Origin of the sequence: Natronomonas gomsonensis (assembly GCF_013391635.1) — an archaeon.
Classification (GTDB): domain Archaea; phylum Halobacteriota; class Halobacteria; order Halobacteriales; family Haloarculaceae; genus Natronomonas; species Natronomonas gomsonensis_A.
The window spans coordinates 1,616,372-1,628,829 of record NZ_JACAWU010000002.1 but is presented as its reverse complement, the minus strand read 5'-3'; the positions used below and the strand labels follow the sequence as shown (position 1 = coordinate 1,628,829).

Annotated in this window: 15 protein-coding genes; 7 read left to right on the top strand and 8 right to left on the bottom strand. The window is 65.6% G+C overall.

The genetic code is table 11. The features are described from left to right. Nucleotides 1-43: 43 nt before the first annotated feature. Nucleotides 44-904 (bottom strand): hypothetical protein, encoded by an 861-nt coding sequence (locus HWX69_RS16990; RefSeq protein WP_178918218.1) that lies wholly within the window; start codon nt 902-904, stop codon nt 44-46. Nucleotides 905-1,044: 140 nt separating this feature from the next. Here HWX69_RS16990 and serS point away from each other — a divergent pair, with 140 nt between their 5' ends. Beyond that, a complete protein-coding gene (gene serS, locus HWX69_RS16985) occupies nt 1,045-2,418 on the top strand; it encodes a serine--tRNA ligase (protein ID WP_178918217.1) in 1,374 nt (457 codons plus the stop codon). Here the strand turns inward: serS and HWX69_RS16980 are convergent, their stop codons facing one another. The 4 genes from HWX69_RS16980 to HWX69_RS16965 all read right to left on the bottom strand — a co-directional run bounded on the left by HWX69_RS16980 (nt 2,419) and on the right by HWX69_RS16965 (nt 4,922). After that, on the bottom strand, nt 2,419-2,763 hold the full coding sequence (locus tag HWX69_RS16980; RefSeq protein ID WP_178918216.1) for a nuclear transport factor 2 family protein: 345 nt from the start codon (nt 2,761-2,763) through the stop codon (nt 2,419-2,421). Nucleotides 2,764-2,824: 61 nt separating this feature from the next. Continuing rightward, complete coding sequence (locus tag HWX69_RS16975; protein ID WP_178918215.1) at nt 2,825-3,292, bottom strand: GNAT family N-acetyltransferase; 468 nt, start codon at nt 3,290-3,292, stop codon at nt 2,825-2,827. 68 nt (nt 3,293-3,360) lie between these two features. Further along, nucleotides 3,361-4,074, bottom strand: coding sequence for a competence/damage-inducible protein A (locus HWX69_RS16970; RefSeq protein ID WP_178918214.1), 714 nt, complete (start codon nt 4,072-4,074; stop codon nt 3,361-3,363). 23 nt (nt 4,075-4,097) lie between these two features. Beyond that, on the bottom strand, nt 4,098-4,922 hold the full coding sequence (locus HWX69_RS16965; RefSeq protein ID WP_178918213.1) for an HNH endonuclease: 825 nt from the start codon (nt 4,920-4,922) through the stop codon (nt 4,098-4,100). Nucleotides 4,923-5,196: 274 nt separating this feature from the next. Here HWX69_RS16965 and HWX69_RS16960 point away from each other — a divergent pair, with 274 nt between their 5' ends. Then, nucleotides 5,197-5,652 (top strand): DUF5814 domain-containing protein, encoded by a 456-nt coding sequence (locus HWX69_RS16960; protein ID WP_178918212.1) that lies wholly within the window; start codon nt 5,197-5,199, stop codon nt 5,650-5,652. Between the two features lie 12 nt (nt 5,653-5,664). Here HWX69_RS16960 and HWX69_RS16955 read toward each other — a convergent pair whose 3' ends face one another. After that, the gene (locus HWX69_RS16955) at nt 5,665-6,090 is read right to left on the bottom strand and encodes a ribbon-helix-helix protein, CopG family (RefSeq protein WP_178918211.1); all 426 of its coding nucleotides are present in this window, start codon (nt 6,088-6,090) and stop codon (nt 5,665-5,667) included. A 118-nt stretch (nt 6,091-6,208) separates the two neighbouring features. Between HWX69_RS16955 and HWX69_RS16950 the strand changes: the two genes are divergently transcribed. From HWX69_RS16950 to HWX69_RS16940, 3 genes are read left to right on the top strand one after another with little or no spacing between them, the layout of a single operon-like run. Beyond that, nucleotides 6,209-6,589, top strand: coding sequence for a sterol desaturase (locus HWX69_RS16950; protein WP_178918210.1), 381 nt, complete (start codon nt 6,209-6,211; stop codon nt 6,587-6,589). 57 nt (nt 6,590-6,646) lie between these two features. Then, the gene (hisI, locus tag HWX69_RS16945) at nt 6,647-7,012 is read left to right on the top strand and encodes a phosphoribosyl-AMP cyclohydrolase (protein ID WP_178918209.1); all 366 of its coding nucleotides are present in this window, start codon (nt 6,647-6,649) and stop codon (nt 7,010-7,012) included. Beyond that, nucleotides 6,996-8,135 (top strand): DUF7118 family protein, encoded by a 1,140-nt coding sequence (locus HWX69_RS16940; protein WP_178918208.1) that lies wholly within the window; start codon nt 6,996-6,998, stop codon nt 8,133-8,135. The genes hisI and HWX69_RS16940 overlap by 17 nt, the downstream gene beginning before the upstream one ends. On the opposite strand, the gene glmM is transcribed toward HWX69_RS16940, so the two are convergent. Beyond that, a complete protein-coding gene (glmM, locus tag HWX69_RS16935) occupies nt 8,136-9,512 on the bottom strand; it encodes a phosphoglucosamine mutase (RefSeq protein ID WP_178918207.1) in 1,377 nt (458 codons plus the stop codon). A 241-nt stretch (nt 9,513-9,753) separates the two neighbouring features. Here glmM and HWX69_RS16930 point away from each other — a divergent pair, with 241 nt between their 5' ends. Together HWX69_RS16930 and HWX69_RS16925 are read left to right on the top strand one after the other, a co-directional pair. Continuing rightward, on the top strand, nt 9,754-10,536 hold the full coding sequence (locus HWX69_RS16930; protein ID WP_178918206.1) for a helix-turn-helix transcriptional regulator: 783 nt from the start codon (nt 9,754-9,756) through the stop codon (nt 10,534-10,536). A 32-nt stretch (nt 10,537-10,568) separates the two neighbouring features. Beyond that, on the top strand, nt 10,569-11,345 hold the full coding sequence (locus HWX69_RS16925; RefSeq protein WP_178918205.1) for an HVO_0234 family beta-propeller protein: 777 nt from the start codon (nt 10,569-10,571) through the stop codon (nt 11,343-11,345). On the opposite strand, the gene HWX69_RS16920 is transcribed toward HWX69_RS16925, so the two are convergent. After that, a complete protein-coding gene (locus tag HWX69_RS16920) occupies nt 11,342-12,433 on the bottom strand; it encodes a DUF373 family protein (RefSeq protein ID WP_178918204.1) in 1,092 nt (363 codons plus the stop codon). The two genes, HWX69_RS16925 and HWX69_RS16920, sit on opposite strands and share 4 nt — an antisense overlap. Nucleotides 12,434-12,458: the final 25 nt, after the last annotated feature.

Sequence of the window (12,458 nt, the reverse complement as noted above, 5' to 3'; positions counted from 1 at the left end):
TGGTGTCTCGGAGCACAGGAGCAAAAAGCCCGACCTTGCCGTCTCAGAGCGACCGCTGGAGCGCCGACCACAGCGTGTTCTGTCGCTTCTGTAACACCGTAATCGGCGAGGCGACGCTGTACTGGCCGTCGGCGTTCCGCTCGGCGATGCCCTCGCTCTCGAAGTCCTCTAGCGTCGACTGGACGGTGTCCTCAGACAGCACCATTCGGCCGGCGATGGTCTCGGGGGTCCCGCTGCCGAGCGTCTGGACGGTGAGATACACCGAGACGCGCTGTGGTGACTCAAGGACGTTCACGAGCAGTTCGTTGACGAGGTTCCCGCCGGACGATTTCGAGGACGTTTCGGTGACGACCATCTCGTCTTCGGTGAGCGGTTCGGCCTCCTCCAGTCGCTCTTCGAGCGCCGGGACGGCCGTCTTGCGGTTCTTCCCCTCGCGTTCGCGTTCGAGCAGTCGTTCTAGGGACTCCGGTTCGGCGATTCCGCCGGCGAGGTCGGTCAGCTCCGCGACGGTGTAGTCGGCGGGGTCGACGTCGACGAGGTCCTCCTCGGTAATCTCGTCGTCGGTGGTGAAACTCACCTCACCGTACCCCTCGACTTCGAGGCCGACCTGGAGTTCGTGGACGCCGAGGCGGAGTCGGTCGCGGTCGAGCACCATCTGGACGGTCTCCGCGAGGTCGAGTTCGAGTGGGTCCTCCGGCGTTATCTCGTCGGCTCGATACTGCTCGTCTTCCGACAACTCCACCGTAATGTCACCCTGTGGGACCTCCTCCTCGTCGAGGGCAACCAGCGTGATTCCCTCGAACTCGGCTTCGATGAGCCGGTTCTTCAACTCGAACTCGACGCCCCGTTCGGTGTTTTCGAGGCTCTCCCAGGTGAAGAGCCGCTGGAGATACTGCTCTATCATGGGCGGGCCAACACGTCCCCAACACTTCGGTCTGTCGTCAACCCGACACGCTCGGCGTCGTGTTTACTCGGCGCGAGCGGCCGACAACCGGTCGCACGCGACCGACACGACTTTGCCCGGGCCTGCCGAACCGCCGACAAATGCTATCGAGGCAGTTCGTCCGCGAGAACACCGAGGAGGTCCGGCGGGCGCTGGAGACGAAGGGCGTCGACGTCGACCTCGACCGAATCCTCGAGGTCGACGAGGAGTGGCGACAACTCAAGGCGAAAGGCGACGACCTGCGTCACCAGCGCAACGAGGTCTCCAGTCAGATCGGCGAACTGAAACAGGCCGGCGAGGAGGAGAAGGCCCAGGCCGCAATCGAGGAGTCCCAGGAACTGAAAGCCGAACTCGAGACCGTCGAGGAACGCGCCGAGGAACTCGAAGCCGAACTGGAGGCGGCACTACTGGAGATTCCGAACGTCCCACATCCCGACGCTCCCGTCGGCGAGGACGAATCCGACAACGTCGAAGTCGACCGCTGGGGCTTCGAGGACCGACGGGAACTGCCCGAGGAGGTCGTCCCCCACTACGACCTCGGCGAGGAGTTGGACATCCTCGATTTCGAACGCGGCGCGAAAGTGACCGGCGGCGGCTTCTACTTCGCGAAGGGCGAGGGTGCTCAACTCGAACACGCCCTCGTGCAGTTCATGCTGGAGACCCACCGCGAGCAGGGGTACACCGACGTGTTCCCGCCGATTCCGGTCAACTCCGCGTCGATGCGCGGCACCGGGCAGTTCCCGAAGTTCGTCGAAGACGCCTACCGCATCGGCGGCGACAACGACGAGGCCTACGACGACGACGACCTCTGGCTGTTGCCGACCGCCGAGGTGCCGGTGACGAACATGTACCGCGACGAGATTCTGCTCGACGACGACCTCCCAATCAAACACCAGGCGTACTCGCCGAACTTCCGTCGAGAGGCCGGCGAACACGGTACCGAGACGCGCGGCATCGTCCGCGTCCACCAGTTCAACAAGGTCGAGATGGTGAACTTCGTCCGCCCCGAGGAGAGCTACGACCGACTGGAGGGGCTGCTCGAGGAAGCGACCTCCGTGCTGGAGGCGCTCGGCCTCCCCTACCGCACTCTGGAGATGTGCACCGGCGACATGGGCTTTACGCAGGCCAAGAAGTACGACGTCGAGGTGTGGGCGCCCGGCGACGACATGGAAGACGGTCCCGAGGCCGGCGGTCGGTGGCTCGAAGTCTCGTCGGTGTCGAACTTCGAGGACTTCCAAGCCCGCCGTGCCGGCATCCAATACCGCCCCGAACAGCACGAATCCGCGGAGTACATTCACACCCTGAACGGTTCGGGGGTGGCGATTCCGCGCGTCGTCGTCGCCATCCTCGAGTACTACCAGAACGACGACGGCACCGTCGACGTGCCCGAACCGCTCCAGCCGTACATGGGCGGCGCCGAAGTCATCGAGGGTCACGAACCGGTCGGCGAAACCGCGGTCGGCGACGGTTCCTAGTCAGAGCGGGTGTTCGTCGGTGTACGTTCGGATGTCGGCAATCGCCTCGCCGTCGATGTCGAAGGTGTCGACGAAGCCGAACCACACCTCGCCGTCGGCCCGGAGCAGTCGTCCCTCGGCGGCGACGCGGGCGCCGTCGCCCGTGCTGTACACCGCATCGATGACGTGCTCGGTGTCGGTTTCGGGGCGCTCTTCGCGCATGAACTCGACGAACCGTTCCCTACCGGAGAGCGTTCTATCGGGGCGCCCGTGGACGAACCCCTCGGCGAGAAGCGACTCGAGCGTCTCGTAGTCGTCGTCGTCGATGCTCCGGTAGTACTCCCGCGCGAGCGCAGAGCCGTCCATACCGACAGTGGGGCCGGCGGCCGGAAATATCCCGCCGGTCGCTTGGCGGACCGATTTCGAGTCAGTCGAGCGGCTTCGCGTACGTGACCTGTTTCGCATCGTACCCGGCGTTCTCGTAGAACGCCCTCGCGTCGTGGTTTTCCCACTCCGCCGAGACGTCGAGGTAGTCACAATCCTCTGTCGCCGCTAGCGTCTCGACTCGCTCGAGCAGTTTCGTGCCGTAGCCCTGTCCGCGATGTCCGTCTTTGACGTACAAATCGGTAATCGAGACGTATCTGCCGGCCTCGCGTGTGGGTCGCTCACCGAACTCGACGGCCACGAATCCGATTTCGGTGTCTTCGTCTTCGAGCAGGAAGACGGTCCGTTGTTCGTCTTCCAGTAGTGATTCGAACCCCTCGACAGCGACTTCGACGGCGTCGTCCGCCAACGCGTTCAACTCGGAATACTGTTCCATCCGCTCTGCGAGGGGATGCCAGAACGTCTCTGCCAGCATCGACGCCTCGCTTGCTTCGGCTTCGCGTATCCGCATTACGTCCACTTTCGGTAGCGTCGGCAAAATACTGTCCGTGGGCCTACCCTCGGGACGGCACGTGACACTCACTCCGCGAGCGTGACGTTCTCGGCCAACCAGGCTTCGGCGTCGTCCAGCGCCGCGGTGTCCTCGGCGGTAAGCTTCAGCCGATTGTGCCCCGCCCCGCGGTCGGGATAACAACCCACCTTCACGCCGAACCGTTCCCGGGTCTCGTCGAGTCGCTCGATGAGGTTCGCTTCGGGTTCCTCGGTGTAGAGGAAACGAGAGGCCATGTCGCCGTCGAACTCGCCGGCTACGTCCTCGAACATGCGCTCCATCTCCGATGGAATTCCGGGGAGGACGTAGACGTTCTTGACGACACACCCCGGCGAGAGGCCTGCACGGTTGAGAAGCGGCCGGGCACCTTCGGGGAGCGACGCCTCCGCGGACACGTCCACGTCGAGGTCCGGGTAGTCGCCGGCGATGGCCTCGAGCGTCCGGTCGATGTCCTCCCGTGCGAGGTCGTTCTCGACGAGCGGACGGTCGAACGCCGCCGCGACGCCGGCCATCGTCACGTCGTCGGATGTCCCACCGAGGCCGCCGGTGACGACGACAGCGTCGAAAGAATCGCTGTAGTCGCGAGTCGCCGCCGCGATGACGCTCTCGTCGTCCGGGACGGTCAGTATCCGTCGGACGGAGACGCCGCGGTCGCTCAATTCGGCTGCCAACCACGTCGCGTTGGTGTTTTCGGTGTCGCCGTCGAGCAACTCGTCGCCGACAGTGAGAAGCGCCGCCTGCATGGCCCAATCGTCGGCGCCGGCCGTCAAAGGCCTTCCGCGTTCGGAACCAGCCCAGTCGCCGTTTTCAGCCGTTCGGGGCTGACGCCGCCGAACTCCGCTTTTCGGTGGCAGGACGGGCACAGCGAGACGACGTTTTCGAGGTAGTGAGCGTCGAACTCGGTCGTAACCGGTGTTTCGACGAACGCCCGAACCGGAACGATGTGGTGTACGTCCGGGTTCCGGCCGAGTTCGTCCGCCGTCACCCCACAGAGAACGCACCGGTCGTCGTCTCGTTCGAGCGCGCGCCGTCGGACACGATTCCAGCCACGCCCGTAGTTGGCGTCGGCCCCGCCCTTCCAGTTCGGATGGCCGTCGCCGGTGAATTCCTCGGAGAGCCACTCGTACTGACAGTCGGGACTGCAGAAGACGTGTTCTCCGCTGATGTTGGTCTGCTGGCGAACTACCTTCCCATCACACCAATCACAGGTCAGTTCGTGCTCGCCGCCTGACCAGCGGGGATTCCGTTCCCCCGAGATATCGCGTTCGTGACGCCACTCCTCGGACTCGACGCACGACTCGCAGTATCGGCCGGGTTTTGCCGACGGGTAGTATTCGAAGTTCGAGCCGCAAATTTCGCACGTCGTAGCCGTTTTTCCCCCGCAATAGTTCGGATTTTTCTCGCCCTCGAATGAAACCGCTTCGTCTCGACAGTCGTCGGAACAGTACTTCTTCTCGTGTTCGCTGTGGAACTCGACGCCACAGCGGGCGCACTCGCGGTTCGGGAGCAACTCGCCGTGGGCACCACTGTGGTGGACGCCCAGCCCACGCTGAGAATCGAACGACGTGCCGCACGTCGGGCAGTCAGGCATACTGTTTCTTTTGTTCCAATTGGATTAGAACGTTCGGAGGATACCGCTGCTCCGGAGGTGAGGTCGTGTAGAATATATTATGAGTCCGGGTGCGGAAATCGAATCCGCCTCACAGCCACCACAAGGCTGTAGGATGCCACTACCCCAACCCGGACACGCAACTGACTCTAGGCAGAGACGAAGTGATATACGTTTCGACTTTCCCAACCCCGTGTAACCCTCCCGCACGGTGTTTCGAGTCGCTTTTCAGCACCGACGACGTAGGACGGCCAACGTGGCGATTACGGACAAAATCTACGTGAAGAACCATCGGCAGTTGGCCTCCCAACTGGATACGTCGTTTCCGAAGAGTGCCTTCTCCGGGGCGACGCTGGACATCCTCTTTTCGGGCGACGGCATCGCCAAACTCGACGACGCCTCCCGGGATCGGGTGTTGGAGTTCGCCGAGGACTTCCTCGACTGTGACTGTCAGTCGAACCCTCACTGCGGCTGTCCCGAGCGGAAGTTCATCGCGTATTTGCTGGAGTTGCGGGCGCAGGGACTCGGCCCGGACGCCATCGTCGACGTGATGGGCGACGACTACATGGTGTACGCCTACCCCGGCGACGTGCTGTCGTTTCTCGACAGCGGGGTCCGGACGTTGGAGGCAGCCGAACAGCTGGCCGACGTGGACGGACGCGACGAAGCGGAAGCAGAGATTCGCAGAAAGCGCAGTGAACTGTCGGGGTAGCGGCGTCGGGCGTTAGCCGAGGCGGAACGGCTCTTCTTCCTGTTCGTCGCCGTCGAGGTCTTCCAGTTGAATGACCTCCTCTTCGTCCTGCTCTTCGACCTTCTGGCTGAGTTTCGTGACGTACTGTTTGTACTCGTCGAGCTGTTCGCGGAGGTGTTCGGCTTCGAGTTCGAGCCGCTCGTGTTCGCGGACGAAGCTCTTCGGCACCTCGACTTTTGGCGGGAAGCTCTCGGCAGCAGAGGACGTTTCCGTGGCACTGCCGCCTTTCAGTTCGTGTTCGGGGACGACCCGAACTTGGCCGTCGTGGGCGACGAGCGTGTCCACGTAGTCGCGGAACACGGCCGAAAGCGAGATGTCGCGCTCTTCGGCTATCTCCCGGAGGGTCTCGAAGGCGTCCTCGTTGACCCGAAAGGAGATGGTCTTGTTCTTGTTGCCCATATTGGCCCTAGCTGGTTCGTCCACGCATATAAGCGTTTGTCAGACGCACGCACGCCACCGGTCGGCCGGGCGTCCTGACGGGCGTCGCACTTTTGCTCCGTCGCGAGGAGCGAAGCATATGCGAGTGCCCTCCGAGCCGACTGCCCGTCGACTCGTCGGTATCGTCGTCGCTACCGGCGGGGTGGCCGGCACGTACGCCCTCGACCCGGCACCGACGCTGGCGGTGTTCGTCGGTGTGTCCTTCGGTATCGGTGCGTGGCTGACGCTCCGGAATTACGCCATCGCGCCCGGCCTCTCCGATAGCGGCTGGCGACACGGTCGCTGGAACGGACTGGCCGTCGGCGTGACGACCGCCGCCGCGCTCGTCGGCGTCCAACCGCTGTTCGACTCGATTCGTGGCCTCACGCTACCGTTTCTCGTCATCGGCGTCGGATTCGCCGCCGTTCAGTGTGGCGTCGCGAGCGTCCTCGACACGGACGCGACCGACACCGCTGATTGAACCCCTTCGATGGGCTAACGAAAAGGCCTATCCCGACGACTGACCCACTGTCGGGTAATGACGGTCGACCTCGCCTTCGACGAGCAGGAACTGCTTCCCGCGGTCGCACAGGACGCCGACTCCGGCGACGTGTTGATGCTCGCCTACGTCTCCGAGGAGGCGCTGGAGCGGACCCGGGAGACGGGGTACGCCCACTACTACTCCCGAAGCCGTGACGAGTTGTGGAAGAAGGGTGGCTCCAGCGGCCACACCCAGCGAATCGAGGAGGTCCGGGTCGACTGCGACGGCGACGCACTGCTGTACGTCGTCGAACAGGAGGGCGGGGCGTGTCACACCGGCTACGAGAGCTGTTTCCACCGGACGCTCGACGGCGAGGTCGTCGGCGACCGAGTGTTCGACCCCGACGATGTCTACGGGGAGTGACCGCGACGACGCGGCCGCGGAGTTGGAGGCCGCCCACGAACGGGTTCGAGAGCTAGAGCGGAGTCTCGAACTCGACGAGGCCGACCTCGATGCGGTCGCCAACGCCTACGAGTCGGTCGCCACGGTGTTGGACCGCTGGGAGGAGCGTGCGACCGATTGGGACGACTTCGAGGGGTACGTCGAGTTCCGCAACGACATCTCGGAGACGCTTGAGTCGATTCCCGAAGACGTTCCCGAGAGCGAGGCGTTCCTCGAGGCCGACGGCCACGTCAAGACCAGCGGGGTTACGGGGTCGCTGAAGACTCGGGACTTCGAGGCCGCACGCGAGGCCCTCACGCCGGCCCGGGACTACGCGGAGACGCGCGAGGCATTGGCCGACGCCCGGAGCCGACATCGCGATGCCTACCGCGCGGCCCGGGACCGACTGAACGAACTCGAGGACCGAATCGACGACCTCGAACGGCTGGTCCGACTTGGCGAAGCCGACCTCGACGCTCCCATCGAGGAACTGCGAGAGCCCGTCGAACGATACAACGACGGCGTCGCCGACGATTTCGCCGCCTTTCGACGGGAGGCGTCGGCCCGCGAGTTTCTCTCGTTCGTCGCGACGGCTGCGGAGTATCCGCTGGTCGAGTTCCGGCGACCACCGACGGAACTGCTGGAGTACGTCCGAGAGCGGCCCGCAGGCGAGCATTCGGTACCCGACCTAATCGAATACGCCGACTACTCGCCGTCGAAGCTCTCCCACTACGTCGACGACGCGAACCTGCTGAAGCGCCGGGTCGCGACGAACCGGACGTATCTCGACGGGCTGTCGGCCGACCCGCTGTTCGTCGAGTGGCCGCCCGCCGAAGCCGAGACGCTCCGGTTCCGAGCCGAGGAGTTGGTGTCGCTGGTCGACCGCTTCGCGGACGAGGAGACGGTCGCCGCACTCCGATCCGTTCGGGAACTGACGCGCCGCGAGGCGTACGAACGGCTCCAAACGGCCGCCGTCGCCCACTCGGAGTTAGACCCCGACGAGCGCGCACGCGTCGACAGCGGCGCGGTCGAGGACAACCTCGAAGCCGCCCGAAGCGAGCGAGAGCGACTCGACGAGGCGCTTTCGGCGTACGAACCGGAGTAATCAGTCGCCGTCTCTCGCCTCGACCATCTCGGCTCTGACCCCCTCGAGGAGGGACGTCGCTCGCTTCTGATTTCGGGCCTCGGCGTACAGTCTGACGAGCGGCTCCGTCCCGCTCGGCCGGGCCAACACCCACGCGTCGCCGTAATCGAGACGATAGCCGTCGATGGTCGTCAACTCGGCGTCTGCGTCGTCGGCGTGTTTCTCGGCGGCCGCGAGCATCGCCGTGCGGCCGTCCTCGTCCTCGTACTCGAGGTTCGCCCGGACATTGGCGTAGTCGCCGTGAGACGCGGCTACCGCACTTGCCGAGCGCTCGTCGAGCAACGCGAGGAAGCGTGCGGCGGTGTAGGCTCCGTCGCGGGCGATGCGGTAGTCCGGAAAGAGGATGCCGCCGTTGCCCTCGCCCGCGATGGGCACTTCGCGACCCTCGCGTTGTAGCTCTCGGATGCGACTGATGATGTAGGTACTGCCGATTGGGGTCAACTCCACGTCGGCGCCGGCGTCGTCGGCCACGTCGACGAGACGCTGGGAGACGTTGACCGCCGAAACTGTCACGTCGCCGGCGTCGAGTTCCGCGGCGGCGAGCGCCGCGAGAGCGGTGTCGCCCTCGATGTGTTCGCCCCGTTCGTCGACGAATATCGCGCGGTCGGCGTCGCCGTCGTGGGCGATACCGAGGTCGGCGTCGGTCGCTCCGACGAGTCGCCGCAGGTCCGCGAGGTTCGCGGCGACGGGTTCCGGGTTCCGGCCGGGGAAATGGCCGTCGGGTTGGGCGTTGACGGTGACGACGCGACAGCCGAGTTTCCGGAAGAACTCGGGGCTGGTCAGACAGCCGGCGCCGTGGCCGGGGTCCAACGCGACCGTGAGGTCGGCGTCGGTGATTCGTTCGCGGCGTCCCTCGGACTCCAGTCTGTCGAGTAACGCGTCGACGTAACGCTCCGGAGCGTCGTCAACCTCGCGGTGGGACCCGACGGCGGCGTAGCCGACAAGCGTGAAATCCTCCGCGAGGAGACGCTCCTCGATTCGCTCTAGCGTCGTCTGCGGCAACTCGACGCCGTTGGCCCCGACGAGTTTCACGCCGTTGTACTCCGGTGGGTTGTGACTCGCGGTAATCACGACAACGGGAACGCCGGTTCGCTCGGCGTAGGCTTGAGCGGCCGGCGTCGGCACGATGCCGAGGCGATGTACGTCGCAACCGATGGCGGCGAGGGCGCTCGCGGCAGCGTCGGCGAACAGCCGACCGGTGGTTCGTGTGTCACGAGCGATGGCGACCGACTCGGTATCGAGCTCGGTACCCGCAGCAGCGGCGACTTGCCCGACGAACGGTGGCGTCAACTCCTCGCCCGCGACGCCACGGACACCACTCGACCCGAACACCTGCATACCTGTCTCCTTGACGGGCGGCGGCAAAGGGGTTCCGACAGCGGCCGCTGCCGTCGGGATGAAGTGGAGGAACAGTCCTTCCGGAGGCACCGCAGCGTCAGGGGGACCTACCTACTCCTGCGCAGTCGGGGACCTTTACGTTACGCGCCGCACACTGTTTCGAAGGGCCGAACACGTTTCGACGTTCGAAACATCGATTCGATGCGTATCCCTTTATTAATGTAGTTCGTTAGGGGCCGATATGGACGAACTCGACCGTGACGTGTCAGCGGTCGCGAACGTACTCGCCAAGCGAACGCCGCTGCTGACGGCCCTCGCTGACGGGCCGACGGACCAGCGAGGACTGCGTGAGGAACTCGGCGTCTCGCGGTCGACGGTGTACAAGGCGCTGAAGGAACTCGAAGACGCGGGGCTGGTCGAACAGCGTGGCTGCGGCTATGGGCTCACGGGCTTCGGCCGGCTGGCGTGGCAACGACACGACGCCTACCTCGCCCGACTGCAACGGTTGGACGACGCCGAGCGACTGCTGAACGGCTTGCCAACCGACCGCCAGTACCCACCGTCGCTGTTCGAACGCGGCCGTATCGTCGCGCCGGGGAGACACGCCCCCGAGCGGCCGCTCGAGCGGATGGAATCCCTCGCACAGACAGCCGACCGACTGCGCTGTCTCTCGCCGGCTGGGATGCCGCGGTACCTGGAAGCCTCCCACGAACGGGTCGCGGCGACCGACCAGACGGTGACGCTCGTCATCGAATCCGCCGCGCTGTCGCGGCTGGCTGACAGTTACGACCGCTACGAGGCGGCGCTCGAACAACCGGGGCTGAACGTCAGAACCGCCGCCGAGGAGCTCCCGTTCGCCGTCATGCTGTTCGACGACGAGCAGGTCGGCCTGTTCGCCTACGACGACGGGTCGCTTCTCGGTGCGGCGTTCAGTTCCGACGACGATGCCGTCGAGTGGGGACGGTCGGTCTTCGAGCGGGTGCGCGACCGCTCGGAACCGGTCGAACGTTCGACGCCGGTATAAACGCTTTCGGCCCCGCACCTCCGAGGTGAGATATGAGCGACGAGGATATCAGCATCGACGAGAAGCGCGTCTACGCCGACAAGACCGGGACCACGACGGCGTTCGTCGCGACCGGTGTCGGCATCACCCGTGTCGACGTGTCCGACGACATCGTCGGGGAGTTCTCCTTGGTCCACCGGGGGACGGCCACCGACGCTGCGAGCGCCGACGGCCGCCTCGCCGTCGCCACGACCGACGACGTTCTCGTGGGGACTGGCGAGGAGTTCGAACCGACCGGGTTCGGCCCTGCCGACGCCGTCGGCTATCACGACGGCCTGCTCGCGGCCGGCGAGGGACGTATCGCTCGATACGACGACGGCTGGGTGACGCTCGCGGAACTGGACGACGTGCGCGCGATGGACGGCGAGATGGTCGCTGCGGCCTCCGGCGTCCACCGCCTCGACGGCACGCACGTCGGACTGACGGCCGCCCACGACGTGACGACCGCCGGCGGGCCGCTGGCGGCGACCGAAACGGGGCTGTACTACCTCGCCAACGGCTGGATGGAGGCCCTCGACGGCGACTTCCAGGTCGCGGCCAACCGGGTCGACGGCACCGCCCACGCCGCCACGGGCGACCGACTGTACGAGCGGACCGACGGGGAGTGGTCGGCCGTCGAGTTACCAATCGAGGGGACCATCGCCGACGTGGCGTACGGCGAGGCGACCTACGCGGTCACGACGGACGGGACCTTCCTCGTGAACGCGGGCGACGGCTGGCGACATCGCTCGCTCGGATTACCCGACGTGACCGCTCTCGCGGTGGTTTAACCGATTAGCTCCGAATCCGAATCGCGGTTCCGCGGGAACCGCTGCTCGGCGACGGCGAAGGCGAGCGTGCTGGCGAGTCCGACGAGCGTCCCCGCGGTGAGCGTTCCCGCGAGATACGGGAGGCCGGCGAACGGCAACTGGAGGAAGAACGCACTCAGGCCGTGGAGGACGATGGCGATTGCGGCCACGTAGAACGGGGCGTTGAGGTATCGCCACCGGAAACTGCCGGCGAGGTACTCGTCGGTGATGCGGCCGAGCGAGGCGACGACGCCCGCGGCAGCGGCCCACTGGACGGACCCGTAGACGAACGCCGAGGCGGCCGACAGCGGTTCCGGCGACGGTAACTCGCCGACGGTCTCGAGTCCGGACGCAGCCCCGACGGCGAGCAGTGCGACCCCGACGACGTACGTGATGAGTTGGACGCGCCCCGAAAAGAGGCCGACGCGGAGTCGCTCGGCGGTGTCGTCGATGGCGTCCTCCAGGCCGAGGCCACGAAAGAGGATGTACAGTCCCAACAGCGCGGAGATGACCCCGAGCGTCGACCCCGGCAGGCCCAACTCCTCGGCGACGATTGCGACCGGGTAGATTAACAGCAGGATACCGAGCGGGATGAGGATGGTCCCACGGGTTTCGGGGTCGGCGAGTACCTGCTTGAACGTGTAGTACATCGATTCGAGGTCCTGTGCCTGCCGGACGACGACGCGGCGGACGCCGTCGATGGGGACGCGCGACCGGATGACCGGCAGGACGGATTCGTCTTGGGCGCCGTCGGTGACGACGATGGCCCGAACGTCCTCGCCGGTCGACAGCGAGGCGAGGACGGTGTCGACCTCTTTGCCGACCTTGCGGTTGGCGGAGACGTCCGCCTTCGCCGTCCCGGTGACGACGGCAACCTCGACGGACTCGTCGTCGATGGCGTCGTGGAGGTGAATACCTTGAAAACAGACGTTCACGTCGGAGTCCTCGGGGTCGGCGTTGGCGAGGGCGACGGCGGCGGCCTCGACGCTGTCGCGGCCGACGACCGGCGTCTCGAAGCCGGTCTTCCGACCGAGGTCGTCGTCGAGGTCGACACACAGGATGAGCAGCATCGCTGTTCGTGCGATGATTTCACGC

Coding starts and splice junctions, on each gene's coding strand:
- HWX69_RS16990 (WP_178918218.1), bottom strand. CDS start 904: ATGATAGAGCAGTATCTCCAGCGGCTCTTCACCTGGGAGAGCCTCGAA.
- serS (WP_178918217.1), top strand. CDS start 1,045: ATGCTATCGAGGCAGTTCGTCCGCGAGAACACCGAGGAGGTCCGGCGG.
- HWX69_RS16980 (WP_178918216.1), bottom strand. CDS start 2,763: ATGGACGGCTCTGCGCTCGCGCGGGAGTACTACCGGAGCATCGACGAC.
- HWX69_RS16975 (WP_178918215.1), bottom strand. CDS start 3,292: ATGCGGATACGCGAAGCCGAAGCAAGCGAGGCGTCGATGCTGGCAGAG.
- HWX69_RS16970 (WP_178918214.1), bottom strand. CDS start 4,074: ATGCAGGCGGCGCTTCTCACTGTCGGCGACGAGTTGCTCGACGGCGAC.
- HWX69_RS16965 (WP_178918213.1), bottom strand. CDS start 4,922: ATGCCTGACTGCCCGACGTGCGGCACGTCGTTCGATTCTCAGCGTGGG.
- HWX69_RS16955 (WP_178918211.1), bottom strand. CDS start 6,090: ATGGGCAACAAGAACAAGACCATCTCCTTTCGGGTCAACGAGGACGCC.
- HWX69_RS16950 (WP_178918210.1), top strand. CDS start 6,209: ATGCGAGTGCCCTCCGAGCCGACTGCCCGTCGACTCGTCGGTATCGTC.
- hisI (WP_178918209.1), top strand. CDS start 6,647: ATGACGGTCGACCTCGCCTTCGACGAGCAGGAACTGCTTCCCGCGGTC.
- HWX69_RS16940 (WP_178918208.1), top strand. CDS start 6,996: ATGTCTACGGGGAGTGACCGCGACGACGCGGCCGCGGAGTTGGAGGCC.
- glmM (WP_178918207.1), bottom strand. CDS start 9,512: ATGCAGGTGTTCGGGTCGAGTGGTGTCCGTGGCGTCGCGGGCGAGGAG.
- HWX69_RS16930 (WP_178918206.1), top strand. CDS start 9,754: ATGGACGAACTCGACCGTGACGTGTCAGCGGTCGCGAACGTACTCGCC.
- HWX69_RS16925 (WP_178918205.1), top strand. CDS start 10,569: ATGAGCGACGAGGATATCAGCATCGACGAGAAGCGCGTCTACGCCGAC.
- HWX69_RS16920 (WP_178918204.1), bottom strand. CDS start 12,433: ATGCTGCTCATCCTGTGTGTCGACCTCGACGACGACCTCGGTCGGAAG.